This window comes from Solwaraspora sp. WMMA2056, assembly GCF_030345095.1.
GTDB lineage: Bacteria > Actinomycetota > Actinomycetes > Mycobacteriales > Micromonosporaceae > Micromonospora_E.
Genome location: NZ_CP128360.1, coordinates 1550643 through 1576915 on the forward strand (window position 1 = coordinate 1550643; position 26273 = coordinate 1576915).

The window sequence follows — 26273 nt, forward strand, 5'->3', positions numbered from 1 at the left end:
GGGCGATCTTAATGATCATCCATAGTGCCATCCACAGTGGCGGTGCCCGGTCCGGTGCCGACCGGTGCGGCGAACATCTCGGTCACCAGCGCGGCGTAGTCGCGGGCCATCTCGCCGTACCGGTAGGTGCCGGCGGCGGCCCGCGCGGCCAGCTCCACCTGCCGGCCCCGCAGCGCGGTCGCGGCCAGCAACGCCTCGGTCAGCCCGTCGGGGTCGGCCGGGTCGTACCCGACGGTGTACGCCGGATCCAGCAACGACCGCAGGGCACCCACCCGGGGTGCCACGACCGGCCGCCCGTACGACACCGCCAGGTGGAAACTGCCCGAGTTGAGCACCGACCGGTACGGCAGCACCACGGAGTCCGCCGCCTTGAAGTAGAACTGGATCTCCTCGTCGGCGACGGGGTCGAACACCGCGGTGATCCGTGGGTCGCCGGCGCACCGCTGCGGCAGGTCGTCGCGGGGGTCGAGCCGCTTGGCGGCACCGGCGACGACCAGCCGCAGCCGGGGATCGCGCGCGGCGGCCGCGTCGAACGCGTCCAGCAGTTCCCCGACCCCCTTGTACGGGCGGATCCCGCCGAAGAACAGCAGGACGTGATCGTCGGCGTCGAAGCCGAACCGGCGTCGGGCGGCGAGCCGGCTCACCGCGTCCGGGTACACCCCGAGGTAGCTGCAGTGCCGGATCACCCGGGTCCGCTCGGACGGCAGCACGTAGTGCGGTGCGACCGCGGCGGCCGTCTCCGGGCAGAGCACGTGCACCACGTCGGCCTCGGCGGCCAGGAACGCCGCCAGCTCCCGTTCCACTTCCGGGTACTTCCATTCATGGGGGAAGACGTTGTGGATCGTCCAGATCAGCCGCCCGCCCCGGCGACGCAGGTCGCGGATCCGCTCCCGGAAACCGGCCAGCCGGGCGGCCGCCTGCCCGGCGTCGGTCGCCGGATGCACGACCGGGTCGGTCCAGTGCACGTGCAGGATGTAGTTGTCCAACCGCCCGCCGGCCTGGTGTGGTGCTGGCGCGGCGTCGACGACGTCCGGGACCGGGTACCACCGCACCCCGGCGTCGCGCAGACCCGACATCAGTAGCGTCTGGTACGGGTTGTCCACGTAGTACGGGTACACGCCGACGAACCGGTCACGGGCCCGCCGGGGCCGCCGGTCGAGGTCGCCGATCAGCGCGTCGAGCTCCTCGGCCCGGCGGTCGTAGGAATGCCGTTCGTGGACCACGTCGGCCAGCCGCCGCGCCAGCGCCGTCGTGGCGGCCGGGTCGGCGGTCAACCGGCTCAGCGCCTCGCCCAGGCTCGTCGTGTCGTGGTAGGCCGGCAGCTCGTCGAGCCCGAGTTCGGCCAGGCCGACCCGGCTGTTCGTCACCGGCAGCGCGCCCGCCGCGAGGCTCTCCAGCAGCCGGGAGTTGACGTTGCCGTACGGGCGGGTGGTGTGGTTCAGGTCGTCGAGCACCAGCAGCGACCGCCGGTAGATCTCCGGCAGGTTGAAGTAGCTGGTGGGACCGGCTCCGTAGCGGGAGAACCAGGAGTCGAGGCCGCGCCGTTCACCGAAGATGACGAACGGCAGGTCGAGGTCCAGCCCGCGCAGGCACTGGTACAGATGCCGTTGCCGGCCCCAGTTGTTCACCGTGGTCACCGCACCGACCCGGTTCCGGTCGTCGGCCGGCGGGGTGAACAGCTCGGTGTCCACCCCGAGCGGCAGCACGCCGGTCGGCCCGTCGTAACGGTCCCGTAGCCGGTGCAGCGACACCGATGACGATGCGACGACCATGTCGAACAGTGCCAGGTGCGGGTGCTGCTGCCAGGTGTCGGTCTCGTTGCGGACCCAGGCGATGGTCCGGCAGTCGTCCGGTACGGCCAACGGATCGAACGTGGGGATCATCGCGACAGCGATGTCGGTGTCCGGTGGCAGATCGGTCCACCGGTCGGCCGGCAGGTACGCCACCTCGTAGCCGCGCCGTTGCAGGTGGCGGCCGATGCCGACCGCGACGTAGAGGTCGCCGCGACCGGAGTCCAGGTCGGTCGTGGAGACGCAGAGCGCCACCCGTACCGCCCCGGTGGTGTGGAACCGGTCCTGCCGGCAGGCCGTCTCGTACGCCTGGCGGACCGCCGGGTCGGCGGTCAGCGTCCGGAAGTGGTCGGGGACCGGCGTGACCGGTGCCCCGCGACCGTCGGCGCCGTCGGCGCTGGCACCGCCGCCGGCGGCGCGGCCGGCGGCCCGCCCCCGCCGCCGTTTGACGGCCCGCATGCCTTCGGCCGGCCGCAGGACGTAGCGGACCACCTTTCCGGCCCGGTACGTGTTGCTGGTGGTCAGCTGCTGCACCCGGGCCTGGAGCTTGTTGGCCTTGTCCTGCAGCGCCCGTGCCTTGTCCTGGGTCTCCTTGAGCCTGGCCTGGCTCTCCTTGAGCTTGGCCTGGAAGTCGAGGCGCTCCTGCTCGGCCCGGCGCTGCATCTCGCGGGCCTGCAGCGCGTCGAGCCGTTCCTGGGCGACGGTGTCCTGGGCTTTGCGCAGCTGGGCGTCCAGCTGCTGGTGCCGGTGCTGCAGTTGCTGCAGCTGGGTGGCCAGGCGCTGGTTGTCGGTCAGGACGTTCAGATGCGCCGAATGTTCGGCGGTGAGCCGCCGCTCGGCGAGGTTGATCCGTACCGCCTCGGTCGAGGGCCGGGCCCCGATGACGTACTGGTAGGTCTCGGCGTCCTCGCCGAGCTTCGCCACGACCTTGCGCAGCTCGGGGTCGATCTCGACGGCCCGCGCGCGCTGGGCGGTCTGTTCGGCGGTACGGACCGTCCGGTGCAGCTCGGTGACCAGGTAGCCGGTGGACTCCAGCAGGGTCTGCATGCTGGTCCGGGTGAAGAACCGTAGGTGGGTCGAGTCCAGCAGCCCGGTGCGGGTGTACTCGAAGTTGCCGGTCATCAGCTCGAGGATCACCGACTCGTGTGCCATGTTCGGGAAGCTGACGACCAGGACGCCGTCCGCCGCGAGGATGCCCTCGGTGCGCAGGGCGCGCAGGACGAGTTCCGGTTCGACCAGGTGCTCCAGCACGTCGGCCAGGATCACCACGTCGTAGTCGCGTCCGGTGAGCTGCCGCGTCCACCCGGGTTCCCGCAGGTCGACCAGGACGGTCTCGGTGACGCCGGCGGCGCGGGCCTCGGCGAGCGCCTCGGCGTCGACGTCGGCGCAGGTGACGGTGCGGCCGGCAGCTGTGGCGAGGGCGCCGGCGACGATGCCCGGGCCGGAACCGAGGTCGAGCACCCGCTGACCGCCGGTCGACGCCAACCGGTAGACCGCGGCGGCGGTGTTGTTGGTGTCGTCGGGGTCGAAGCTGTACGAGTACCTGCTCATGTCCGCCTCCACAGGTGCGCTGGTGAACACGGGGCAGCCGGGGGGCCGCTCGCCCGGCTCCGGTCTGGTCCGACCGACGCCGGTCCGGTCCGACCAGGGTGACTTTGGTCCGACTAGCTGGGCACGAGGTCGCTGATGTCGTCACGCCGGCCGAGGCGACCCTCCCGGCCGTCGGCGAGCGCGATCTCAATGATCTTCTCGTACGCGTCGACGAGCGCGGGCGCGTGGGTGGCGACCTGCTTGCGCCAGCCCGAGATGAACGGCGCCAACTCGGCCTCGATCTCCGCGATCGCGGCGGCGAAGAAGCGTCGGCTGAAGTGCACCCGGTTGCGGCACATGTAGTAGACGTAGTGCGGCGGCGGGGGTTTCCCGGCCGACCGCTTGTAGTGCCAGGTCCGGGCCCGGGGCGCGAGGACGGTACGCCATCCGGCCCGTTGGGCCCGCAGACAGTAGTCGGTCTCCTCGTAGTACAGGAAGTAGTCCTCGGACAGCGGGCCGACCTGGTGCAGAGTGTCCCGCCGGACCAGGAAGCACGCGCCGGTCACGTAGTCGACGTCCCGGACCGTGCTGTCGGGGACGGCCGGGTCGAACTCGCCGGCGTTGGCGTGGAACGTGGACCCTTTGCCGGTGATGACCCCGCCGTTGAACAGGATCCGGGCCGGATGCCCGTCGTCGAGGATGCGGCAGCCGACGATGCCGGCGTCCGGCTCGTCCGCTGCCGTGGCCAGCAGCCGGCCCAGCGTCTCCTGACCGACCACCGCGTCCGGGTTGACCAGCCAGACGAAGTCGACGCCGGAGCGCAGTGCCGCCTGGATGCCGATGTTGCAGCCTGCGGCGAAGCCGACGTTGTCGCCGACGGTGATCACCTCGACGGCGGGGTCCAGCAGGTCGGCGAGGACCACGTCGGAATGCTCCGGCTCGGTGTTGTCGACCACGATGATCCGCTGATCGGCGTGCTCGCTGGCCTGCAACGACGTGAGGCACCGGACCGTGTCGTCGTCGTTGCGGTAGTTGACGACGACGGTCGCTATCCGGGGCCCGATCCGCACAGACAACCTCTTCCGCTAGACGGGTGGACGCTGGCCAGGTCGTCGGCCCGTGCCCGAGGTTATCAGGGCAGACAATGGCCGAGGCGGTTCCGGCAGATCGTCACCCGAGGGCCTCCGAGGGCGGCCCGACCGCCGCGATCGCGCTGCTCACCGCGTCGCGGACCGCCGGGTCGGTGTCCGGCCGGGACAGCAGGATGAACGCCACCTCGCCCAGCGGCGGCAGCTCCGTCGCCGCCACCGGGGTCAGCCCGGCGGGCACCAGCCGGGCCGAGTGCGGCAGCAGTCCGAGCCCGGCGCGGGTGGCCGCCACCAGGCCGCCGAGGCTGCCGCTGGTGCAGGCGACCTGCCAGGGCTGGCCGGCGGCGGACAGCGCGGCGAGGGCCTGCGCCCGGGAGATGCTCGGCGGCGGGTAGACCACCAGGGGTACGGGGTCGCCCGGCCGCCGCCGCCCCGCCGGCTGCCCGCCGGGCTCGGCCGTGCCGAGCCAGATCAGCCGGTCCCGCCAGATCACGCTGCCCCGGGTCTGGCCGGTCAACCGTTTGGCGAAGACCAGGTCGAGGCTGCGGGCGTCGAGCAGTTGGTGCAGGGTCCCGCTCAGCGCGACCGTCAACTCGACGTCGACCAGCGGGTTGCGCCGCCGCAACGTCTGCAGCACCGCCGGCAGGTAGGTGGAGATCAGGTCCTCGGAGACGCCGAGGCGCAGTTTGCCGCGTACCGTGCTGGCGCCGAAGTGGCGCTGGGCCCGGTCGTGGGCGTCGAGGATCTCGCGGGCGAACCCGATCATGGCCTCGCCGTCGACGGTCAGCTCGACGGTGTGGGTGTCGCGCAGCAGCAACGGCCGACCGACGGCCTCCTCCAGCCGGCGAACGTGGGCGCTGACCGTCGACTGGCCGACGTCGAGGCGACCGGCGGCGCGGGTGAAGCTGAGCGACTGGGCGACCGCCAGGAAGCTGCGCAGGTGAGTGGGGTCGTACACCGTACCCATGTTATCGCGGAATCCGATCACAGTGAGCGTGGCGATCGGCTTTCCCGCTGATCCCGGATCGGCTCAGAATGGCGGTGCACCCACCCCTGACCTGGAGCGACCCGGATGCGCTGGCCCCGTTGGCTGATCATCGACCCGTTCATCGCGATGCTGCTCGGCGTCGTGACCCTGGCGGCCCTGCTACCGGTACGCGGCACCGCCGCCTCGGTCGCCGGCGTCGTCGCCAGCATCGGCATCGCGCTGCTGTTCTTCCTGCACGGGGCCCGGATCGCCCCGGCGGCGGCGCTCGCCGGGGCCCGCCACTGGCGCCTGCACACGGTCGTGCTGAGCACCACGTTCGTGGTGTTCCCGCTGCTCGGCCTCGTCATCGGGCTGATCAGTCCGCAACTGCTGCCGGCCGACCTCTACCAGGGCGTGCTCTTCCTCTGCGTGGTGCCGTCGACCGTGCAGTCGTCGATTGCCTTCACCTCGCTCGCCCGCGGCAACGTCCCCGCCGCGGTGTTCAGCGCGTCCTTCTCCAACATCGCCGGGATCGCACTGACTCCGCTGCTCGCGGTGCTGCTGATGGCCGACACCGGGGATCTGCGCCTCACCGCCGGCTCGATCGGGTCGATCGTCGGCCAGCTGCTGCTGCCGTTCGTCGCCGGCCAGCTGTCACGCCGGTGGACCGCCGGGTGGATCACCCGGCACAAGAGTCTCACCTCGATGGTCGACCGCGGCTCGATCCTGCTGGTGGTCTACACGGCGTTCAGCGCCGGCATCGTCGCCGGGATCTGGCAGCAGATCTCCGTCGGGCAGCTGCTGATCCTGGCGGCCACCGTGAGCGCGCTGCTCGCCGTCGTCATGGGCCTGCTGTTCGGGGCGAGTCGACTGCTCGGTTTCGATCACGCCGACCGGGTGGCCACGGTCTTCTGCGGGGCGAAGAAGAGCCTCGCCACCGGGCTGCCGATGGCCGCCGTACTGTTCAGCCCGCAACTGCTCGGCCTGCTGGTCCTCCCGCTGATGATCTTCCACCAGATCCAGTTGATCGTCTGCGCGGCGCTGGCCCGCTGGTGGTCGGGCCGGGCGACCGCCGCCGAGGCCGAGGTGGCCGCCGGTGCCGAGGTAGCCGCCGGTGCCGAGGTAGCCGCCGGTCGGCCGACCGCCGCCGGCTGACCGGCGCGCCCGCCGGGGCCGGTCGAGCCCGGTCCCGCAGGCCCCGACGGGACAGGCGGACCTGACCCGCCGGGCGACCAGCCCGACCCCGGTCAGCAGCACCAGCCCGACCAGCAACGACGCGCCGACGACCGTCGGGGTGGTCACCATCTGCGCGGCCAGCGTCGCCGGCGTGCCGGTTTCACCTGGTGCGGGGAAAGCAACCCGGCCGGTGGCGCTGTGCTCGATCCGTCCACTGCGCAGCCGTACGGTGACCGTCCACGGCCCGGCCGGCAGATCCGCCGGCAGCTCGACCCGGACCTCGCCGGACTCCCCGGGTAGCAACGTGGTGGCGGTGGCGATGTCGAACGGCCCGGCCCGGACGCCGGCCGGGCCGTCGGCCATCTCGACCTCTCCGGTCAGGTCGACCGCCCGGCCGCCGGTGTTGCGTACCCCGACCGTGAGCGACGGTGTCCCGGTGTCGTCGCGGGCCGGCGTCAGGCCGTCGATCGAGAAGTCCGAGCGCGGCTCACCGCCCATCCCGACGTCCAGATAGACCCGGACACCGGTGCGGTGCACCTGGCGGATCTCGGCGGTATCGGTGCCGTCGACCGGTGCGCCGGTCGCGGCCCAGACCACCGCGTACCGCTCGCCCTCCGAGGCCTCCGCCGGTACGGCGATCGCGACCTCGACCTCGATCTGCCCGTACGGTGCCAGTTCCACCGTGGATTCGTCGACGGTGGTCCAGGAGGTCAGTTCGTTGCCGGTCCGGCCGGCCGCGAACCGGAACCGCCCCTGCTGGATGCCGATGCCGCCCTGCGCGGGCTGCTGGCCGGCGCCGGCCCGGGCGGTGAGGCCTGGACCGGCGACGAGGCACAGTGCGGCGACGCCGGCGACGGCGAGCCGGTGCCGGTAGCGGTCAGGCGACCGAATGGGTCACCGTCCCGGTGTAGGTGCCGGCGATGTTGGCGAGCGGCACGTTGACGTCCAGCGTCGGGTTCCAGGTGGCCGAGTTGTTGCCGGTGCCGCCGTCGTGGCTGAACGCGGTGACCGGTGTGACGTCGCTCAACGCGACGGCATTCTCCGCTGCCTCCTAGCCGGGGTTGAACGTCCCGTTGCCGGTGGTCGCGGTCGCCGTACCGGACCAGTAGTCGATGCTGGTCACGTCGATGATCTCGCTCGGGTCCCCGCCGTCGTCGGTCTCGAAGTCGGTCGCCTCGACGGTGGCGTCCCAGGAGGCGTCCGCCGCCGCGCGGGTGTCGTCGACGGTGATCGCGCCGAGCTGCGCGGTGATGGTGGTACCGCCGTCGCCCGAGCCGAGGTCGGCGGTCGCGGGCACGGAGAGGTCCAGCGTTCCGGCGTCGACGTCGAACGTCGTCGTGGTGTTCTCCTGAGCGAGGGCCGGCATGGCGGTCAGCGTGAGCGTGGCGACCGCCGCCGTCGCGACAATGCCTACCTTGTGGTGGTTACGCACGATGTTTCCTGCCTCCTGATCAATCGGGTGCGGCGCCTGTCGCCGCACGGTGGTGGTGGTCCACGCCGGGACCAGTGCCCCCGGGCTCCGGTGGTCCGCTACCCGGGGGCGCTCGCGGCGGGCCGGGTCAGCGCACGACGGTGTCGAGCTGGTCGGCGCCGTACCGGTCGATGTAGCTGTCGAGGTCGTCGTTGCGGACCGCGCTCCAGAAGTCCACGCCGCGTTCGGTGTCGAGCCACATCACCCACTGGTCGCCGACGAAGCCGGTGGAGGCGACCGGAGCAGTGACGAACCGGACATCGTTGCGGATCTTGCGCAGGTCGAAGGTGAGCTGGCGGAGCTTGTCGTTGGTCAGCCCGTCGTCGACGGTGACCGTGCCGGTGATCGCGTCGAGCAGGGCGCTGAGCTGGTGCGGGCTGGTCAGGGTGTCCCGGTCCAGGGTCTCGGTGAGCAGCGCCCGCAGGTAGTTCTGGTGCCGGCGCATTCGGTCGAAGTCGCCCTCGGGCAGGCCGTGGCGCTGCCGCACGTACTGGACGGCCTGCTCGCCGGTGAGCCGCTGCGGGCCGGCCGGCCAACTGGCGTTGAGGCTCAGCCCCGGCGTGCCGGCCGGGATGTCGACGGTGACTCCGCCGACCGCGTCGGTCAGGTCGCGCAGACCGGCGAGATCGATCACCGCGACGTGGTCGATCCGTAGGCCGGTCGCGTTCTCGACGGTCTGGACGGCCAGGCTGACCCCGCCGAGGGCGTACGCCGAATTGATCTTGAAATTGTCGTGGCCGGGGATCGGCACCCAGGCGTCGCGGGGGATCGACACGACGTACGCCTGCTCGTGGTCGGCGGTGATCCGGACGACCATCAGCGAGTCGGTGCGCCCGTACGGGGTGTCCGCAGCGTCCGCTCCGGTCGCGCCGGGTGCCTGGCTGTCGATCCCGGCGAACAGGAACGTCATGCCCTCCGGTGTCGGCGCGGGGCGCTGCTCGGCGGGGATGGCCGCGAACGGGTCGGGAATCCGCTCGATCTCACCGAGGTAGTGGTGGCCGACGAGGGTGACCGCGCCGGCCGCCGCGAGTGCGGTGACCACCAGGCCGGTGATGCCGAGCAGGGCGATCCGGCGCAGTCGTCGGCGGGGCCGACGGGTGGGCTCCGGGCGGCGGTGCGCGCCGCCGCCGGTCGGCGAGACGGTGACCACCGGCTCCGGCGCCGGGCCCGCCGGCGCCGGTGCGTCAGGTACGGCGTGCTCGCCCGACCACTGCGCATGGTCGCCCGACCACTGCGCCTGCTCACCTGACCACTGCGCCTGCTCACCTGACCACTGCGCCTGCTCACCTGACCACTGCGCATGGTCCGTCGACCACTGCGCCTGCTCGGCCGACCAGGAGGACTGGTCGGCCGTCCACTGGGTCTGGTCGGCCGGCCATGCCTGCTGCTGGGACTGGTCGGGTTCCTGCGGGTACTCCGGGAATTGGTCCCGGTCATCCGGTCGTCCGGTCATTTCGTCACCTCTGACCTCGGTCGATTCGAGATCAGACTAACCAGACATTAGGTGTCTATCAGGAGAACTAATCAATAGCTGGAACGGATCTCGGGCTGTTCGGGTGGGCGGTTTCGGCGACTGGGGCCACTGGGGTGATCGGGACGGCTAGCGTCATGGTATGTCAGCAATAGTCGGAATTGTCGGTGATGCTGGCGGTGACGGTGAGCTGGCCCGGCGCCTCGCTGCCGCCTGCACGCCGGCGGACCTGGCCGACGCCGGTTGGTACGGCGACGACTGGGCGACCCTCGTTGCCCGCTCCTCGCCGTACGGCGGCGGCGGACCCGGACCGCGCTCCGCAACCGGTGCCGGGCGCGGACCCGACCCCGGTCGCGGGGCCGGGGACGGCATCGTCGCGGTCGGCACCGCAGCCCACCCGGACCTGGCCGAGCGCTACCGCCGCCACGGCGACGACCTTGTCCGGCACCTCGTCGGCGGGTTCGCCGTCGCGGTCTGGGACAGCAGTCGACGTCGACTGCTGCTGGCCGGCGACCATACCGGCCAGCAGACGATCTACTGGCAGCTGCGCGGCGGTCGGCTCGTCTTCGCCTCCCAACTGCGCGCCCTGCTCGCCGATCCCCGTACCGGCCGCGACCTGGACCTCGTCGCGCTGCACCACTACCTGACCTACCGGTACGTCCCGGCCCCCTGGTCGATCGTGGCCGGGGTCCGCAAGCTGGCGCCGGGCAGCCGGCTGATCTGGCAGGACGGGCGGGTCGTCGTCGACCGCTACTGGAGCCCGGCCGCGCCGGCCCACGCCGACGCCGCGCCTGCCGCCGCGACCGGCGACCTGTCGACCGCCGTGACCGGCGCCACGGCGGCGACCGGCGACCCGTCGGCCGGCGCGACCGCCGACGTCGCCGGGCAGTTCCGGCAGCGACTCGTCGCCGCGGTCCGTTCCCAACTGCCTGCCGACGGGCCTGCGCAGGTGCTGCTCTCCGGCGGAATCGGCGCGTCCCTGGTCGCGGCGGCGGCGGCGACCTGCACCGGCCGGCCGATCCGGACCTGCACGGTGACCTTCGACGATCCGCGTCTGGACCAGCGGGCGACCGCCCGCCAGATCGCCGGGCATCTCGGCGCCGAGCACCAGGAGTACCCGGCGTCGGGGATCGACCCGGCCGTCGCGCAGGAGCTGGTCCGCTGGTGCGACGAACCGTTCGGCGATCCGGCGGCGTTCGGTTCCTTCCTGGTCGCCCGGTACGCGGCGGTGCGTTCCACCGACGTCCTCAGCGGACTCGGCGGCCCGGCCGTGTACGGCGGGTTCCCGCACCACCTGCTGCTGGGCTGGCTCAGCCGCTGGCCGGACCGGGCCGGCGGGCTGCCCCGGGTGCAACGGATCGGAGCCGCGCTGGTCGACCGCACCGCCCCCGGTACGCCGGTACGTCGACTGGGTCGGCTGCTGGAGGTGGCAGGCTGTGCCCCGCCGCAGCGCTACGCCCGGATCGTCGGGCAGTGCAGTGGTGAACAGAAGGACGACCTGTACACCGAGGCACTGCGTACCGAACTTGCCGATGTGGACAGTGGTCGGCTCGCCGAGGCCGCCTATCTGGCCGGCGAGGGTGGCTCCACGCTGTCCCGGATGATCGACGCCGACCGGCGCGGCTACCTGCCCGGCGGCGTGCTCTACCGGTGGTCGGCGGTGACGGCCGGGGCCGGGCTGCGGCTGCGGGCGCCGCTGCTGGACCACCGGTTGCTGGACTGGGCGGCCGGCCTGCCGGCGCGGTGCAAGGTGCCGGGCGGTCGGCGGCAGCTGGCCCGGCAGGCGGCGTCCGGCTGGCTGCCGGCGCGGCTGACCTGGCCGGCGCCGGTGTCCGACCGGTTGCCGCTGGCCGGCTGGCTGCGCGTCGAGCTGCGGGACCTGGCCCGCGACGTGCTGACCGACCAGACCTGCCGGGACCGTGGTCTGTGGCGGCCGGCGGCGGTACGCCGGCTGCTGGACGAGCACGACGCGGGCCTGGACCACGCCTACACCCTGTTCACGCTGCTGCAACTGGAACTGTGGATCCGGCACTGGGCCGGGGTGGTGGCACCGGCGCCGACCGGGCACCGGGCCGGTGCGGCGGCTGCTCCACCGCTGCGGTAGGCGGTCGGGTCGGCGCGGTGAGTGGCGTCGCTCGTACGGTGGCCGCTCGGGCCGCCCGCCAGTCGCGCAGTGCCTGGTCGGACGAACATGACCTTGGAAGAATTCGGGTACCGGGGGAGCACGTGCCGCCCATGATCATGTTCACCATGTGCCGACCTTCAGTGATCGGGGCGAAACGGATAGTGTGGTGACCAGCCAGTGCGCCGGTGACCCACGCCAGCGGTGCCCGATGTGACAGTGGAGGTGGAGACCTACAACATGGCCGACCCGACCCCCACCAAGGCGTCCAAACCCGACAAGAACCCCACGCCGCCCGAGTCCCGCCGGCCGTTCCAGCTCTCCTCCTGGGCGGAGGCCAAGTTCATCGGCGACGTGCTGCGCACCGAGACCGTCGGCGGCGGGCTGTTGCTGCTCGGCGCGGTCATCGCGCTGATCTGGGCGAACTCGGCCTGGGGCGACAGCTACGAAAGTCTCGGGCAGTTCGTGCCCTGGCCCGGCGGGGAACCGCTGCACCTCGACGTCAACCTCGCCCACTGGGCGGCCGACGGACTGCTGGCGATCTTCTTCTTCGTGGTCGGTCTCGAACTCAAACGGGAATTCGTCGCCGGTGAACTGCGCAGCCCGCGCCGCGCCGCGCTGCCGGTGGTCGCCGCGATCGGCGGCATGGCGATCCCCGCGCTCATCTACGTGCTGATCAACCTGAACACCGGCGACAGCGCGCTGCGCGGCTGGGCGATCCCGACCGCCACCGACATCGCCTTCGCCCTGGCCGTCCTGGCCGTGATCGGCTCCCACCTGCCGCAGGGCCTGCGCGCATTCCTGCTCACCCTGGCCGTCGTCGACGACCTGCTGGCGATCACCATCATCGCCTTCTTCTACACCGAGCAGGTCAACTTCCTCGCCCTCGGCGGCTCACTGCTGCCGCTGCTGATCTTCGCGCTGCTGCTGCGGGCCGGAAAGACCTGGTGGTGGGCGCTCATCCCACTGGCCGCCGTCACCTGGACGCTGATGCATGCATCCGGGGTGCACGCCACCATCGCCGGGGTGCTGCTCGGCTTCATGGTCCCGGTACTGCCCCGCAAGGGCGAGCAGCACGGCCTCGCCGAGCACTTCGAGCATCTGTGGCGACCGGTCTCGGCCGGCTTCGCCGTACCCGTCTTCGCGTTCTTCGCCGCCGGGGTGTCGCTGCGCGAGGGCGGCATCGGCTCGGTGCTGACCGACCCGGTGGCCATCGGCGTCATTGCCGGCCTGGTCCTGGGCAAGACCATCGGTATCCTCGGCGCCACCGCGCTGATGACCCGGTTCACCCGGGCCGACCTGGGCGGCCTGAAATGGGTCGACCTGCTCGGGGTGTCACTGCTGGCCGGCATCGGCTTCACCGTGTCGCTGCTGATCGGTGAGTTGGCGTTCGGCGCCGGCAGCGACCGCGACGCCCACGTCAAGGCGGCCGTACTCATCGGTTCGCTGACCGCCGCCCTGCTCGCCGCCGTCATCCTGATCCAGCGCAACAAGGTCTACCGGCGGATCTCCGCACAGGAACGGCACGACGCCGACGGCGACGGGATTCCCGACATCTACCAGCAGCAGGACCCGCCGGACGTCACCGAGGCGGCCGACGATCCGACAGCGTCCGCCGACCCGACAGCGTCCGGGCGACCTCCGGTGGGCGGACCCGCCGGTACGCCCACAGCGGCACCCGACGACAGCCGCTGACCCGCGCGGCGGTGCCGGCGGCCCCGTAGTCCCACTCAGTCCAGGGACAGGTCCAGCAACGACTGGAACGCGGGGCCGCCGCCACCGCCGAGGGTGAGCCGGCGGGTCAGCCGGACCGACTCCAGCATCCGACGGTCGTGGGTCACCAGCAGCAGCGTGCCGGTGAACGACTCCAACGCCGACTCCAACTGCTCGATCGCCGGCAGGTCCAGATGGTTGGTCGGCTCGTCGAGCACCAGCAGGTTCACCCCACGTGCCTGCAGCAACGCCAACGCCGCCCGGGTCCGCTCACCCGGTGACAGGGTGGCCGCCGGCCGCAGCACGTGCCCGGCCCGCAGGCCGAACTTCGCCAGCACCGTACGGGCCTGCGCCGGGGCCAGATCGGCCGCCGCCCGGAACGCCTCCAGCACCGGCTCGTCGCGCAGGAACAAGCCCCGGGCCTGGTCGATCTCGCCGACCACCACCCCCGGGCCGAGCCACGACTCACCCGAGGCCAGCGGCAACCGGCCCAGCAGCGCGCCGAGCAGCGTCGACTTGCCCGAACCGTTCGGCCCGGTGATCGCCACCCGGTCCGCCCAGTCGATCTGCAGGTCCAGCGGACCGAGGGTGAACCCGCCACGGCGTACCACCGCTTGTCGCAGCACCGCGACCACCGCGCCGGCCCGGGGCGCGGCGGCGATCTCCATCCGCAGCTCCCACTCCTTGCGTGGCTCCTCGACGACCTCCAGCCGTTCGATCAGCCGTTCGGTCTGCCGGGCCTTCGCCGCCTGCTTCTCCGACGTCTCACCGCGAAAATGCGGGATGAACTTGTCGTTGTCGGTGGCCTTGCGTCGGGCGTTGCGGACGCCCTTCTCCATCCAGGCCCGCTGGGTGCGCGCCCGCGCCTCCAACCCGGCCCGGGTGTCGGCGTACTCCTCGTACGCCTCGCGGGCGTGCCGGCGGGCCACCTCCCGCTCGGCCAGGTAGCCGGCGTACCCGCCGCCGTAGTGGTTGACCTGCTGCTGGGCCAGGTCCAGCTCGACGATCCGGTCGACCGTGCGGGTCAGGAACTCGCGGTCGTGCGACACCAGTACGGTGCCGGCGCGCAGCCCGGTGACGAACTGCTCCAGCCGGGCCAGCCCGGCCAGGTCCAGATCGTTCGTCGGCTCGTCGAGCAGCACCACGTCGTAGCGGCTGAGCAGCAGCGACGCGAGCTGGGCGCGGGCCGCCTGGCCGCCGGAGAGCGCCGTCATCGGCTGGTCCAACGCCACCGCCAGACCCAGGTCGGCCACCACCTGCTCGGCACGTTCGGTCAGGTCGGCGCCGCCGAGATCCAGCCAGCGTTCCAACGCCACCGCGTAGTCGTCGTCGGCACCGGCCCGACCGTCGGCCAACGCCTGCGTCGACGCGTCCAGGTCGCGCTGCGCTGCCGCCACCCCGGTCCGGCGGGCCAGAAAGTCGCGCACCGACTCGCCCGGCCGGCGCTGCGGCTCCTGCGGCAGCAGCCCGACGGTGGCGGTCGGCGGGCTGAGGGTGACCGTGCCCGACTCGGGCGGCTCCACGCCGGCGAGGATCCGCAGCAGCGTCGACTTGCCGGCACCGTTCGCGCCGACCAGCCCGATCACGTCCCCCGGCGCGACGACGAGGTCCAGCCCGGCGAAGAGTTGCCGGTCACCGTGTCCGGCGGACAGGTCCCTGGCGATCAGTGTGGCGCTCATGGCCCGGCGATCGTAGCCGCCGACCGGCAAACTGTGCTGATGATTTCCACGCTGGCGATCGACTGCGGCGGCGGCGGCATCAAGGCGTCCGTACTCGACGAGGCCGGCACCATGCGGGCCCGGCCGCTGCGGGTGCCGACGCCGTACCCGCTGCCGCCGGAACGTTTCGTCGAGACCCTGCGCGGCCTGGGTGACAAGCTGCCGGCCGCCGACCGGGTCACCGTCGGGATGCCCGGCATGATCCGCCACGGCGTCGTGGTCGCCACCCCGCACTACGTGACGAAGGCCGGGCCGCGGAGCAAGGTCGACCCGGCGCTGCTCGCCGCATGGTCCGGCTTCGACGCCCGTACGGCGTTGCAGGCCGCCTTCGACAAGCCGGCCCTGGTGCTCAACGATGCCGAGGTGCACGGTGCCGGCGTGGTCGCCGGGACCGGCTGCGAACTGGTCCTGACTCTCGGCACCGGACTCGGCTGCGCGTTGTTCGACGGCGGCCTGCTCGCCCCGCACCTGGAGCTGTCCCAGGCGCCGGTGCGCTGGGGGCAGAGCTACGACACCTACGTCGGCGAGCACGAACGCCGCCGGCTCGGCGACGCGTTCTGGTCCCGACGGGTACGTGGCATCGTCGACGGCCTGCGTCCGGTGTTCTGCTGGGACCGGCTCTACCTCGGCGGCGGCAATTCGCGGCTGATCCGCCCCGAACAGCTGGCCAGAATGGGTGACGACGTGGTGGTGGTGCCGAACACCGCCGGCATCGTCGGCGGCGTCCGGGCCTGGACCCTGGTCGGGCCGTGACCGGTTCGTGGCGGAAACCGACGAAGCTGACCGGGTGACCGGCGGATGTCCGGTACGGGAACAGTCGCATTCCGTCCGTGGTTGTGCCAGCGTCAGGGTTGTCGGTGATCGCGAACCTGAAAGGTGGGGCGGCCATGGATCTGTTGGAGGAGTACCGCCGGGCGAACCTGTACTTCGACTCCGGTGACCCGTCCGGGGCGGCCCGGCTGCTGGAGCCGATCATCGCCGCCGAGCCCGACAACTCGGCCGTCCGCCAACTGCTGGCCCGCTCCTACTTCCAGTCCGCGCAGCTGGGCCGGGCCGAGGAGCAGCTGCGGGAGCTGATCGCCCGGGACCCGAGCGACCACTACGCCCACCACGTGCTGGGCCGTACCCTGGAACGGCTCGGTCGGCCGGCGCAGGCGCTGCGGCACCTGCGGCTGGCCGCCGCCATGCGGTCCGAGCACTCGGACTACCTGGCCGCGCTGCACCGGGTCGAGGAGAAGGTCAACGGAAGGGCGTCGTGAAGCTCAAACTGGACCTGCACGACATCTTCAACCGTGGGCAGGACATCGACCGGGCGTTGAAGGGGATCATCGACGAGGCGGTGGCCAAGAAGGCCACCCTCGTCGAGATCATTCCCGGCAAGGGCTCCGGCCAGCTGAAGAAGCGGGTGCTGCGGTTTCTCGACCAGAAGGAGATCAAGCAGCTCTACCACCGGGTGGAGAAGGACTCGAAGAACTTCGGCCGGCTGTTCGTCCACTTCCGCTGGAAGTGACTCCGCCAACGTCGTGGGAAGCGGCGCAACCACTCATCGTGGGCTGAGCGTCGCCATCGCGCGGTCGACGTACGCGGCCAGTGGGTCGGCCGTCGTCGATGCCAGCCAGGCGTGCTGTGCCGCGATCAGGCAGCCGAAGGCGGCGGCGGTGAGGGCGCGCGGCGTCGGGTCGTCGACGGCGTACGGGGTGCCGGCCGCCTCGGCGCGTTCGTGCAGCACCGCGACGACGGCGTTCTGCATGCTCTGCAGTTTGCCCAGGTAGACGGCGAGCAGCGCCGGTGTCTCCAGGATCACCTGCTGGACCGGCTTGGTGACCTGCTGGGCTGGCGACTCCACGATGTCGAACAGCCGACGCAGCGACGTCCAGACCGGTTCGTCGCCGGGTCGGGTCCGCAGGTTGTCGAGCATGCCGTCGGTGCCGAGGTCGAACTTGCCGACGACGATGTCCTCCTTCGTAGCGAAGTACCGGAAGACGCTGCGTTGGGACATGCCGACGGCCGCCGCGATGTCGTCGATGGTCGTGGCGTCGTAGCCGTGGGACACGAACAGCTGCAGCGCCGCTTCGGCGATGTCGCGCTGTACCGCTCGGCGGGTGCGCTCCCGCAGGCTGGTGGGTTGCTTGCCGCTCATGATGCCGCCACGTTAGCACCCGCCGCCAAGTTGGTCACCCGCCGCCGAAGTTGTCAGTCACTGACATGTTCGGCGTATGCTGTCACCATGACCAGGACGATCGTCATCACCGGCTCCAGCGACGGCATTGGCGCTGCGGCCGCCCGCCAACTCCACGACGACGGCCGCCGCGTCGTCATCGTCGGTCGATCCCCCGGCAAGACCGAGGCCGTCGCCCGCGCGATCGGCGCGGACCACTTCCTCGCCGACTTCACCCGCCTCGACGAGGTACGTAAACTCGCCGCCGAACTCGACGCCGCGTACCCGCGCATCGACGTGCTCGCCAACAACGCCGGCGGCGTCTTCGGCGATCCGACCAGGACAGTCGACGGCTTCGAACAGACCTTCCAGATCAACCACCTGGCCCCGTTCCTGCTGACCCGGCTGCTGATCGACAAGCTGACCGCCTCGCGGGCCACCGTCATCCAGACCTCCAGCGTCGGGGCGCGGCTGGCCGGCAAGCTCGACATCGACGACCTCAACCTCGACCGCAACTTTGACCCGGTCCGCGCCTACAGCGCCGCCAAACTGGAGAACATCCTGTTCACCACCGAACTGCACCGCCGATACCACACCGAGGGCATCGCCGCCGCCGCCTTCCACCCGGGCAACGTCGCGACCAGCTTCGGGACCAGGTCGGCAAGCCGGCTCATGCGGTTCATCACCACCAACCCGGTCACCCGGGCCATGCTGACCACCCCGGAAAAGGGCGCCGACCAGCTGGTCTGGCTGGCCACCAGCAAGCCCGACATCGACTGGGAGCCCGGCTTGTACTACGAGAGGCGCCGACCCGCCCGACGAGTCAACTCCCAGGCGTACGACCCTGATCTCGCCCGCCGGCTGTGGGAGCGCTCGGAGCAGTTGCTGGGCTGACCGGCGACGGCCCGGGCCGGTCGGTCGCGGCCGGCCCGGTCGACCAGGCCGCCAGCGCGGACGTCGGGTCGTCGGCGAAGAACCGGATCGTCCGTACGTGTGCGACACGGCCCAGCGGGCGGACCACCCGGACCGGTTCGGCCAGCTCGACCACCAGGTTCGTCTGCGCGATCGCCGACACGATCAGCGTGTCACCGTCGACGAGGATGGTGCCCTGCTCGTTGTAGTTGCGCACCATCCGTACCTCGGTGACCAGCCGGCGGGGCACCCGCACGTCCAGGAACGCGGCGGACCGGACCCGGATCTCGTCGGGCCCGATCACATGCGGTCGGGTCACGGTCGCGGCGATCACGGCCAGCGCGATCAGTACGCCGTACGCGTCGACGATCAGGATCCCGTGCCGCAGCGGGGCCGGCGCACCGATCGCTCGCAGCAGAATCTCCACCGCGACCAGCTCCACGACCGACACCACCAGGAACATCACCATCGTCAACGCCACCGCCCCGGCGTAGGGCACCGCCGTCGCCGACTCCGGTACGCCGTGGCGGCGACGGCGTACCCACAGCCAGAGGCTGACCAGGCCGGCACCCTCGAAGCCGGCCAGCCGGCGCAGCGCCACCCCGACCCGACGCGCGGTCACCGGTGACCTCGCAACCGGGCGACCAGCAGCCGGAACACCTCGGCCTGGGCGGGGGAGAACTCACCGGCGATAGTGGTCAGCCACTGGACCCCTGTCGCGTCGTCGGCGTTCGCAGCGATCGCCTCGGTCATCTCGGTTGGCAGGAAGCCCTCCAGGTCGGCGGCGAGCGACGCCACCCGTACGTCGGCCGGGTCGGCGTCGGCGATCTCGTCGAGCCGGCGGTAGAACTCCTGCGTACGGGCCAGCATCGCCGGCTCGGTCAACGGCTGGAACAGCGCGCTGAACTCGCCCCGCTGCTCCGGTGCCACCCCGGTGTCCAGCAGCGCCAGCATCTCCCGGTCCAGGGCGGCGAACGCCGAGCCGTCGGTCGGCAGCTGGCGCAGCACCGCCGCCATCTCCTCGGAGACGGTGGCATCGGCGTCCAGCTCGTCGACCGACTCGCCGGCGGCCAGCAGTACGGCGAGCCGCTGCCGCCGCTGGGCGATCGCCGCCTGCTGGCGGGCCAGGTCGGCGTCCAGTTCGGTGAGCACCTCGCGCAGCTCCCGGCCCCGATCGTCGGCGAGTACGTCGCGGATCTCGTCGAGCGAGAGCCCCAGCTCGCTCAACCGGCGTACCCGGGCCAGCGCGACCGCGTCCCGCAGGAGGTACTCCCGGTAGCCGTTGGACAGCCGTTCGGGCTCGGGTAGCAGCCCCAGGTGGTGGTAGTGGCGCACGGTCCGGGTGGAGACCCCGACCAGCGCGGCAAGCTCGCCGATCCGCATGCCACCAGTAGAAACGTTGCCGCTACGACAAGGTCAAGCAACGATCGTCAACGCGATGGGCCCGGTGCGGCGCTGTCGAGGGCGATGGTCACGACCTTGCGCACCGCCGGTGCGTCCGGCGGGTCGGTCTCCCGGTCAGCGAAGAGCAGATGTCCGGTCCCTACCAGCATCGGCGCGAGCGCGTCGATGTCGGCGTCGACCGCGATCCGACCGAGGTCGCGCTCGGCGGCCAGGTAGGACGCGATCATGGCCGTGGCGTCCGAGAGGATCGGCAGTCGCGGGTCCGGTCTGGCTTGCCGCAACCGTCCGCGCAGCTCGTCGCGGGAGACGATGAGACTGATCAGAGCCAAGGTCACCGATCCGAACAGCTCGGTGAGCAGCCCGGTCAGATTGTCGGCGACGGTGCCGGTCCCGGCTGCCTGCTGCAGGACGGCGGCCTGGGTATCGATCCGAGCCATCCGGTCCAGCACGAACTCGGTGAGGAAGGTGTCGAAGTCGGCGAAGTAGCGGTGCAGGACGCCCTTGGCGACCCCCGCCTCGGTGGTGACCGCCCGGCTGGTCAGACCACTTGGCCCAGCTTGGAGCAGGACCCGTTCGGCGGCGTCGAACAACTGCTCGCGCGCGTCGCGGATGGCCACACCGGTCGGCACTGTGGGCTCCTCCGCTCGCCTGTCGGGCCACCGGAGTGGGCGATTGCCCACTAGAGTGGGCGCATGCCCACTTCATCGTCCGGTAGGCCACCGGATCCTCATCTTGCCAGGGGCGTCGCCGAATCGTTCGGCGTCGACGCACCGCGCTACGACCGGGCCAGACCTCGCTACCCCGATTCGCTGGTACGGCGGATCGTCGCCGCCAGTCCCGGTTCCGGGATGTTGAACGTCGGCTGCGGCACCGGCATCGAAGCCCGACAGTTCCAGCAGGCCGGCTGCACGGTGCTCGGGGTCGAACCCGACCTGCGAATGGCGGACTTCGCGCGGCGCGCCGGCGTCGAGGTCGAGGTGGCGACATTCGAGAAGTGGCAGGCCGCCGGCCGGACCTTCGACGCTGTCATCGCCGGAACGGCCTGGCACTGGGTCGACCCGGTCGCCGGGGCGACCAAAGCCGCCCGGGTCCTGCGCGCCGGTGGTCTGCTGGCACCGTTCTGGCACGTGTTCCAGCTCCCGCCGCTCGTGGCGGAAGCCTTCGCCGCCACCTACCAGCGGGTGGTGCCCGACTCGCCGGTCACCTTCGAGCCGGACAAGCAGGGTGTCGACGCGTACCAGCCGCTGTTGACCAGAGCCGCCGACGGCATGCACGAGGTCGGCGGATTCAGCACCCCCGAGCAGCTGCGCTTCGACTGGACGCAGCCGTACACCCGCGACGAGCTGTTCGATCTCATGCTGACCCAGGGCCTCCTCACCCGGCTCGCACCGGAGGAACAGGCAGCGGTGCTGGACAGTGTCGGACCCGCTGTCGACAAGGCCGGCGGCAGCGTGACGATGTCCGGTACGACCGTTGCCGTCGTCGCGGTATGGACCAGCGGCGCCGCCGCAACAGCGGCCACGTCGGCGGAGTGAGCCGGGCGAGTGGTCGTCCGTGACCGTCAGCGGCGGTAGACGTCCGGGAATGCGGCGAGGGCGGTCTGCAGGTCGGCCAGGGGTCCGCCGTCGATCGGCGTACGGGCGGCCAGCAACGCGTCGGTGCCGCGCCAGACCGCCACCGCGTAGTCGGCCTCGGGCACCTGGCACAGCGGCCTGCCAGCGGGCGTGCTCAACCGCAGACCATGACGGCGGGTACGGCGTACGGCGAAACTCCATCCGCTGGCGGCGCTGGTCAACACGTAGCTGGCGTCCGGGTGCGCCAACAGGGTCACGACACCGCTGAGCATGTCTGCGGCGACGAGATACACCATCGACAAACCGCGAGACCCGAGCTGGCGGGAACTGTGGGCCCCGCCGTCCCAGCACAGACTGACGTGCCCCAGCTCGAACCCGGTCACCTGCCCAGGCGCGTCGACGGGCGCGTCGAACTGCACGGCGATCACCCCAGCATGATCACAGATCTGGCCAACCGGCCCAGAGCTTCGCCGGCGTAGCGGTGGCACGTCGATGCCCAGACTCTCGGCGGTGCCGTCGCTGTCGAAGTAGCCTGGAAATCCACCTAGCCAAGGAGCCCACACCGTGCTCGACGTGCTGCTCGACCTCGAACACCAGGGGTGGGCGTCGCTCTGCGACAGCACCGGCGCGGACTTCTACGGACGGATCATGACGGACGACGGCGTCATGGTCCTGGCCAACGGTCAGGTCTTCGATCGACAGGCAGTCATCGACTCCCTGAACGAGGCACCGCCGTGGCGGGCCTACGACATCGCCGACGAACGGCTCATTGCCCTCGACGGCGATCAGGCGATCGTCCTCTACAGAGGCCGCGCCTACCGCGAGGAGCCTGAACCCGCGTTCGTCGCGCTGATGTCCAGCGTCTACACCCGGCAAGGGGGCGACTGGCGACTCGCCCTCTACCAGCAGACGCCCGTCCCGACCCAGACCTAGCTGGCCGATCACGGACAACGTCGACGGCTGGGCCGGAGATGACCCGTACGCCTCCGGCGCGGAGGTCGGCGATGGCGGTTGCCGGTCAGTCCGGCTGTCGTCGTTCATCGTCACAAGCTGCCGAGGAACCATCCAGCTCGCGACTGTACGTAGGCTGTCGGAGACCGAAGGTACCGTCTGATGTGTTGGTGGGGTGTGACAAGCGCCTGGCCGGTGCCCGGACAGCTCTTGGGTGGTGACCTGAATGGCCCGAATCATCGATCCGCGCTGGCCGTCGACCCTGCGTGCGCTTCGCCAGGGGGCCGGTCTGTCGCTGCGCGATCTTGCTGGGAAGGCTCACTACGCGAAGTCGTACTTGCATGATCTGGAAACCGGCCGCAAGACGGCAACTGTCGATGTGGCCGGTCGGCTCGATGAGGTGTTGGGCTCCGGCGGTGTTCTCACCGAGATGCTCACCGATGGAGGTGAGCATGATTCTGCCGAGCTCGCCCGTCGGGTCGCTGCCACCGACATCGGCAGTACCACGGTCACCGGTCTTGAGGCGGCCGTTGATGAACTCGCCATGGCCTATCCGACTGCCTCCCCGCACGCGCTACTTCCGCGCGTCCGTCGGCACCTGACGTACATCACCACCCTCGTCGGTTCTGGTCGCCGGATGACGCTCAATCAGCACCGACGGATTCTGGTAGCCGGAGGGTGGCTGTCGCTGCTCACCGCCACCGTTCTGATCGACCTGCGTCGCAGTGACAGTGCGATCGCGCATCTGCGCACCGCCGAGGCGATGGGCGCGCACACGGAGCATGACGAGATCCGCGCCTGGTGCCTGGAAACCCGGGCATGGAGTGAATTGATCGCTGGCAATCCAACTGCGGCCCTCGACCTGGCTCGTGGTGCTCGGGCTATGGCCCCAGCCGGCAGCAGCGCCTATCTGCAGTCGACGGCGCAGACCGGCCGGGCGCTGGCGCTGCTCGGCGACCGTAAGGCGACTGGAGACACACTGGTCCGGCTGGAGCGGATGGTGTCGCCGTTGAGCCAGCCCGACCGACCTGAGCACCACTACCGCTACGACCCGGGCAAAGCGCGAGCCTACGTGGCAACCACCCTGGCGTGGGTCGGCGACCCGGCAGCGGCCACCGAGTCCAGCGACGTCCTGGCCGGCCTTCTCACGCAGGGAAGCCGGCCACGGCGGATCGCCTCGGCCAGGCTGGATCTCGGCCAGTCCCTGCTGCCGGTGGACCCGCACGAAGCGGTAGCGCAGGTCGCTGCGGCGGTGGTGTCGGGGCGGGTCGCGGCGTCGAACTGGTGGCGGGTCGACCGCGTACGCCGAGGCTTGGCGCGGATTCGGGTGCCGGCACCCGAGCTGGATGAGCTGTGCGAGACACATCAGCCCCTTCCGTGATGGCGGACAGCAGCCGGCGCTGGCGGACAGCAGCACTGTAGACCGCCGCTGGGTGTCGCGGGCAGGCTACAGGTAGGTCGCATTGCCGTTCGGTTCGCGATCTGCAAGCTGGGCCCGGCGTCGCATCCCGTGATCGCCCTTTTCGCGCGTCGGGCCCGCCTACGGCGGCGGCTTCGGGGTTGTCGTGGAGAGCCACCTCGGGGTCGCCGCCCTTCCAACTCTCGCCGAGGGGGGCATCGTGTTCGGGAAGTGGTTTCAGCGTGCGGACGTGCCGGTGGATGTGGTGTATCCGGTGCCGGGCCGGCGGCGGTTCGCCGAGGTGAGCGCTTCGCCGCCGGATCGGCGGCCGGCGACGCGGTCGGATCGGGCGTCGCGGCGGGGTGGTAACGCCGGCCGGCACTTCCTGCCGTGAGGACACCCGCAGCCGGTAGGGGGCCGGTGCATGAGCCGGTGCGGCCGTCGTGGTGGTGTGCGGTGTGTCCGGACGGTACGCCGTGGCCGTGTCCGCCGGGTCGGGTGCAGTTGGCGCAGGCCTACGTGGGTGAGCCGGTCGCGTTGTCGGTGGACGTCGGTGAACTGTTGCCGGTGGCGGCGCGGGAGGCCGGCATCACCGATGTGGTCGAGTTGTATGAACGGTTCGTGGCGTGGACGTGGATCGACGCGGGAGGCCGCCGGTGACCGTGACCGTGGGTGTGGGTCGTCGGGTCGCGCTGTGGCGGGTACGGCGTCAGATGACGCAGCAGGTGTTCGCCGATCGGATCGGCCGGTCGAAGAGCTGGGTCGACAAGGTCGAACGCGGCGTCCGGTCGTTGGACAGGTTTTCGGTGATCCGGCAGGTCGCCGAGGTGCTGCGGGTCGACCCGGCGGAGTTGCTCGACGGCGGCGAGGGTCGGCCGCAGACCGGTGAGGCGACGGCCGGTGTCGACGCGGTCCGGGCAGCACTGGCCAGCTACGACGTATTCGGCACCGCCGGCAACGTGCCGCCGCAGCTGTCGGGGGAGACGGTGCGGCGGGTGGAGCACGGGTGGGCGACGTACCGGCACGGCGACTATCCCCGACTGCTGCGGGCGGCACCCGAGTTGCTGGACACCGCCCGCCGGTTGCGTTCCGCCCGGCCGGAGCAGGGGGCGGACCTGTTGGCGTCGGCGTACCGGGTCACCGCGCTGGTGCTGATCAAGGTCGGCGAGCCGGACCTGGCGTGGCTGGCCGCCGACCGGGCGCTCGCCGCAGCCGGTGGCGACGTGGTGTCGGCCGGGTCGGCGGTGGTGCCACTCGCCCAGGCCCTACGGGCCCTCGACCAGCCCCGACTCGCCATGGCGGCGACGATCACCGCCGCCGACCGGGTAGCCGCGTCGACCGAACAAGCCGCGTCGACCGGGCCCGAACGGCGGGCGGTGTACGGGACGCTGCTGCTGCAGGCGGCCCTTGCCGCTGCCAGTTGTGGCGACACCCACAGCGCCAGCGAACTCCTCACCCAAGCCGCCACCGTCGCCGGGCAGGTCGGTGACGGGCAGGACTACCGCACCTCCACGTTCGGCCCGGCGGCCGTCGAACTGGCGCACGTCGTGGCGGCCGTCGAGTCAGGCGACGCCCGACAGGCCGTACGCCGACACGACACCGCCACCAGCCGACAACCCTGGCAAGGACTACCCGCCGAACACCGGGCCGCGTACCTGCTCGACGCCGCCCGCGCCCACCTCGACACCGGCGACACCGCCGGAGCGGCACGGTGGCTCGTCGACGCCGACCGCGTCGCACCGGCTGAAATCCGCGCCCGACCCTCCGCCCGTACCCTCGTCGCTGAGATCGCCCGCACCGGACCGCAATCGGCCGGCGTCGCCCGACTGGCCACGGCCCTCGGGCTCACCCGCTGACGCCGGACCGGGATGGCTACCATCGCCGGGTGAGTGAGGGGCAGCGGGGGAGCGACCACGGCGGGCAGCAGGGCGGCGACCAGGGCGAGCAGCGGCGCGGCACGCTGTCGGTGGTGCCGACGCCGATCGGCAACCCACGCGACATCACGCTGCGGGCGCTGGACGTGCTGCGGACCGCCGGGCTGGTCGCCGCCGAGGACACCCGGCGGGCCCGGCGGCTACTCGACGCGCACGACATCGACGTGCGGGTGGTCAGCTGCTACGACCACAACGAGCAGGCCCGGACCAAGGAGCTGGTCGCCGCGCTGAACGCTGGCACCGACGTCGCGTTGATCTCCGACGCCGGTACGCCGCTGGTCAACGATCCCGGCTACCTGGTGGTCGGGGCGGCGCTCGCCGACGGGCTACGGGTCGACCCGCTGCCGGGGGCGAGCGCTGCGGTGAGCGCGCTGGTCGGCTCCGGCCTGCCGGCCAACCGATTCCTGTACGTCGGGTTCCTGCCCCGCAAGTCGGCCGCCCGCCGGACCGCGTTGACCGAGGTCGCCCCGGTGGCCGCCACGTTGATCTTCTTCGAGGCGCCGCACCGGGTGGTGGAGATGCTGGCCGACGTGCGCGAGGTGCTCGGCGACCGGTCGGTGGCGCTGGTGCGCAACCTGACCAAGTCGTACGAGGAGTGGCTGCGCGGGCCGCTGTCCCAGGTGTACGCCGACCTGGCGGCCCGCGACGAGGTCAGGGGTGAGGTGACCGTGGTGGTGGAGGGTGCCCGGCGTCGCGAGTCGGCGACCGGCGGCGGTGCCGGTGCGCTCGACCCGGACCGGGTGATCGAGCTGTTGCTCGGCGCGGGCCTGGACACCCGTACGGTCCGGTCGCTCGCGGGTGAGCTGACCGGTCTGCACCGCAACGAGGTCTACGACCGGGTATCGGCGCTGCGCCCCCGGTGAAGGGGTCGAATAGATCTATTGACATGCTCGAA

The 26273-nt window shown here is 71.5% G+C and carries 24 protein-coding genes and 1 pseudogene; 13 read left to right on the top strand and 12 right to left on the bottom strand.

Annotated features, from left to right (window positions below; all coding sequences use genetic code 11):
- Positions 1 to 8 precede the first annotated feature (8 nt).
- The 3 genes from O7608_RS07150 to O7608_RS07160 all read right to left on the bottom strand — a co-directional run bounded on the left by O7608_RS07150 (position 9) and on the right by O7608_RS07160 (position 5366).
- On the bottom strand, positions 9 to 3341 hold the full coding sequence (locus O7608_RS07150) for a glycosyltransferase family protein (protein ID WP_289209212.1): 3333 nt from the start codon (positions 3339 to 3341) through the stop codon (positions 9 to 11).
- A 113-nt stretch (positions 3342 to 3454) separates the two neighbouring features.
- Positions 3455 to 4390: a glycosyltransferase family 2 protein gene (locus O7608_RS07155; RefSeq protein WP_289209213.1), complete on the bottom strand. Its 936-nt coding sequence runs from the start codon at positions 4388 to 4390 to the stop codon at positions 3455 to 3457.
- Positions 4391 to 4490: 100 nt separating this feature from the next.
- The gene (locus tag O7608_RS07160; RefSeq protein ID WP_289209214.1) at positions 4491 to 5366 is read right to left on the bottom strand and encodes a LysR family transcriptional regulator; all 876 of its coding nucleotides are present in this window, start codon (positions 5364 to 5366) and stop codon (positions 4491 to 4493) included.
- A 114-nt stretch (positions 5367 to 5480) separates the two neighbouring features.
- Here O7608_RS07160 and O7608_RS07165 point away from each other — a divergent pair, with 114 nt between their 5' ends.
- Entirely contained in the window at positions 5481 to 6530 is a 1050-nt protein-coding gene (locus O7608_RS07165; protein ID WP_289209215.1) for a bile acid:sodium symporter family protein, read from the top strand.
- A gap of 898 nt (positions 6531 to 7428) precedes the next feature.
- On the opposite strand, the gene O7608_RS07170 is transcribed toward O7608_RS07165, so the two are convergent.
- From O7608_RS07170 to O7608_RS07180, 3 genes are all read right to left on the bottom strand, one after another.
- Positions 7429 to 7578: a hypothetical protein gene (locus O7608_RS07170; protein ID WP_289209216.1), complete on the bottom strand. Its 150-nt coding sequence runs from the start codon at positions 7576 to 7578 to the stop codon at positions 7429 to 7431.
- Positions 7579 to 7602: 24 nt separating this feature from the next.
- Positions 7603 to 7983 (bottom strand): hypothetical protein, encoded by a 381-nt coding sequence (locus O7608_RS07175; RefSeq protein ID WP_289209217.1) that lies wholly within the window; start codon positions 7981 to 7983, stop codon positions 7603 to 7605.
- 127 nt (positions 7984 to 8110) lie between these two features.
- Positions 8111 to 9475: an LCP family protein gene (locus O7608_RS07180; protein ID WP_289209218.1), complete on the bottom strand. Its 1365-nt coding sequence runs from the start codon at positions 9473 to 9475 to the stop codon at positions 8111 to 8113.
- 160 nt (positions 9476 to 9635) lie between these two features.
- On the opposite strand from O7608_RS07180, the gene O7608_RS07185 reads away from it, so the two are divergent.
- Positions 9636 to 11597 carry an asparagine synthetase B family protein gene (locus O7608_RS07185; RefSeq protein WP_289209219.1) on the top strand — a complete coding sequence of 654 codons (1962 nt, stop codon included), beginning with the start codon at positions 9636 to 9638 and terminating at the stop codon, positions 11595 to 11597.
- 258 nt (positions 11598 to 11855) lie between these two features.
- Positions 11856 to 13187 (top strand): annotated as a pseudogene (gene nhaA, locus O7608_RS07190) (Na+/H+ antiporter NhaA); the annotation flags it as partial.
- A gap of 158 nt (positions 13188 to 13345) precedes the next feature.
- On the opposite strand, the gene O7608_RS07195 reads toward nhaA, so the two are convergent.
- Positions 13346 to 15007, bottom strand: coding sequence for an ABC-F family ATP-binding cassette domain-containing protein (locus O7608_RS07195; RefSeq protein WP_289209220.1), 1662 nt, complete (start codon positions 15005 to 15007; stop codon positions 13346 to 13348).
- Between the two features lie 39 nt (positions 15008 to 15046).
- Here O7608_RS07195 and O7608_RS07200 point away from each other — a divergent pair, with 39 nt between their 5' ends.
- The 3 genes from O7608_RS07200 to O7608_RS07210 all read left to right on the top strand — a co-directional run bounded on the left by O7608_RS07200 (position 15047) and on the right by O7608_RS07210 (position 16556).
- The gene (locus tag O7608_RS07200) at positions 15047 to 15799 is read left to right on the top strand and encodes an ROK family protein (RefSeq protein WP_289209221.1); all 753 of its coding nucleotides are present in this window, start codon (positions 15047 to 15049) and stop codon (positions 15797 to 15799) included.
- 134 nt (positions 15800 to 15933) lie between these two features.
- Entirely contained in the window at positions 15934 to 16305 is a 372-nt protein-coding gene (locus tag O7608_RS07205) for a tetratricopeptide repeat protein (protein WP_282224119.1), read from the top strand.
- Positions 16302 to 16556 (top strand): Smr/MutS family protein, encoded by a 255-nt coding sequence (locus O7608_RS07210; RefSeq protein ID WP_278111949.1) that lies wholly within the window; start codon positions 16302 to 16304, stop codon positions 16554 to 16556. Before O7608_RS07205 ends, O7608_RS07210 begins: the two co-directional genes overlap by 4 nt.
- 33 nt (positions 16557 to 16589) lie before the next feature.
- Here the strand turns inward: O7608_RS07210 and O7608_RS07215 are convergent, their stop codons facing one another.
- Entirely contained in the window at positions 16590 to 17186 is a 597-nt protein-coding gene (locus O7608_RS07215; protein WP_289209222.1) for a TetR/AcrR family transcriptional regulator, read from the bottom strand.
- Between the two features lie 87 nt (positions 17187 to 17273).
- On the opposite strand from O7608_RS07215, the gene O7608_RS07220 reads away from it, so the two are divergent.
- Complete coding sequence (locus tag O7608_RS07220) at positions 17274 to 18098, top strand: SDR family NAD(P)-dependent oxidoreductase (RefSeq protein ID WP_289209223.1); 825 nt, start codon at positions 17274 to 17276, stop codon at positions 18096 to 18098.
- Here the strand turns inward: O7608_RS07220 and O7608_RS07225 are convergent.
- From O7608_RS07225 to O7608_RS07235, 3 genes are read right to left on the bottom strand one after another with little or no spacing between them, the layout of a single operon-like run.
- Entirely contained in the window at positions 18028 to 18738 is a 711-nt protein-coding gene (locus tag O7608_RS07225; RefSeq protein WP_289209224.1) for a hypothetical protein, read from the bottom strand. The two genes, O7608_RS07220 and O7608_RS07225, sit on opposite strands and share 71 nt — an antisense overlap.
- Positions 18735 to 19499 carry a MerR family transcriptional regulator gene (locus tag O7608_RS07230; protein ID WP_289209225.1) on the bottom strand — a complete coding sequence of 255 codons (765 nt, stop codon included), beginning with the start codon at positions 19497 to 19499 and terminating at the stop codon, positions 18735 to 18737. The genes O7608_RS07225 and O7608_RS07230 overlap by 4 nt, the downstream gene beginning before the upstream one ends.
- 47 nt (positions 19500 to 19546) lie before the next feature.
- Complete coding sequence (locus tag O7608_RS07235) at positions 19547 to 20149, bottom strand: TetR/AcrR family transcriptional regulator (protein WP_289209226.1); 603 nt, start codon at positions 20147 to 20149, stop codon at positions 19547 to 19549.
- A 63-nt stretch (positions 20150 to 20212) separates the two neighbouring features.
- Here O7608_RS07235 and O7608_RS07240 point away from each other — a divergent pair, with 63 nt between their 5' ends.
- Complete coding sequence (locus tag O7608_RS07240; protein ID WP_289209227.1) at positions 20213 to 21055, top strand: class I SAM-dependent methyltransferase; 843 nt, start codon at positions 20213 to 20215, stop codon at positions 21053 to 21055.
- 26 nt (positions 21056 to 21081) lie between these two features.
- Here the strand turns inward: O7608_RS07240 and O7608_RS07245 are convergent, their stop codons facing one another.
- Entirely contained in the window at positions 21082 to 21522 is a 441-nt protein-coding gene (locus O7608_RS07245; protein WP_289209228.1) for a hypothetical protein, read from the bottom strand.
- Between the two features lie 136 nt (positions 21523 to 21658).
- On the opposite strand from O7608_RS07245, the gene O7608_RS07250 reads away from it, so the two are divergent.
- The 5 genes from O7608_RS07250 to rsmI all read left to right on the top strand — a co-directional run bounded on the left by O7608_RS07250 (position 21659) and on the right by rsmI (position 26241).
- Positions 21659 to 22027: a nuclear transport factor 2 family protein gene (locus tag O7608_RS07250; protein WP_289209229.1), complete on the top strand. Its 369-nt coding sequence runs from the start codon at positions 21659 to 21661 to the stop codon at positions 22025 to 22027.
- Positions 22028 to 22271: 244 nt separating this feature from the next.
- Complete coding sequence (locus O7608_RS07255; RefSeq protein ID WP_289209230.1) at positions 22272 to 23426, top strand: helix-turn-helix domain-containing protein; 1155 nt, start codon at positions 22272 to 22274, stop codon at positions 23424 to 23426.
- A gap of 516 nt (positions 23427 to 23942) precedes the next feature.
- Complete coding sequence (locus O7608_RS07260; RefSeq protein WP_289209231.1) at positions 23943 to 24104, top strand: hypothetical protein; 162 nt, start codon at positions 23943 to 23945, stop codon at positions 24102 to 24104.
- A complete protein-coding gene (locus tag O7608_RS07265) occupies positions 24101 to 25300 on the top strand; it encodes a helix-turn-helix domain-containing protein (RefSeq protein WP_289209232.1) in 1200 nt (399 codons plus the stop codon). The genes O7608_RS07260 and O7608_RS07265 overlap by 4 nt, the downstream gene beginning before the upstream one ends.
- Positions 25301 to 25329: 29 nt before the next feature.
- Entirely contained in the window at positions 25330 to 26241 is a 912-nt protein-coding gene (rsmI, locus tag O7608_RS07270) for a 16S rRNA (cytidine(1402)-2'-O)-methyltransferase (protein ID WP_289209233.1), read from the top strand.
- The last annotated feature ends 32 nt before the right edge of the window (positions 26242 to 26273 follow it).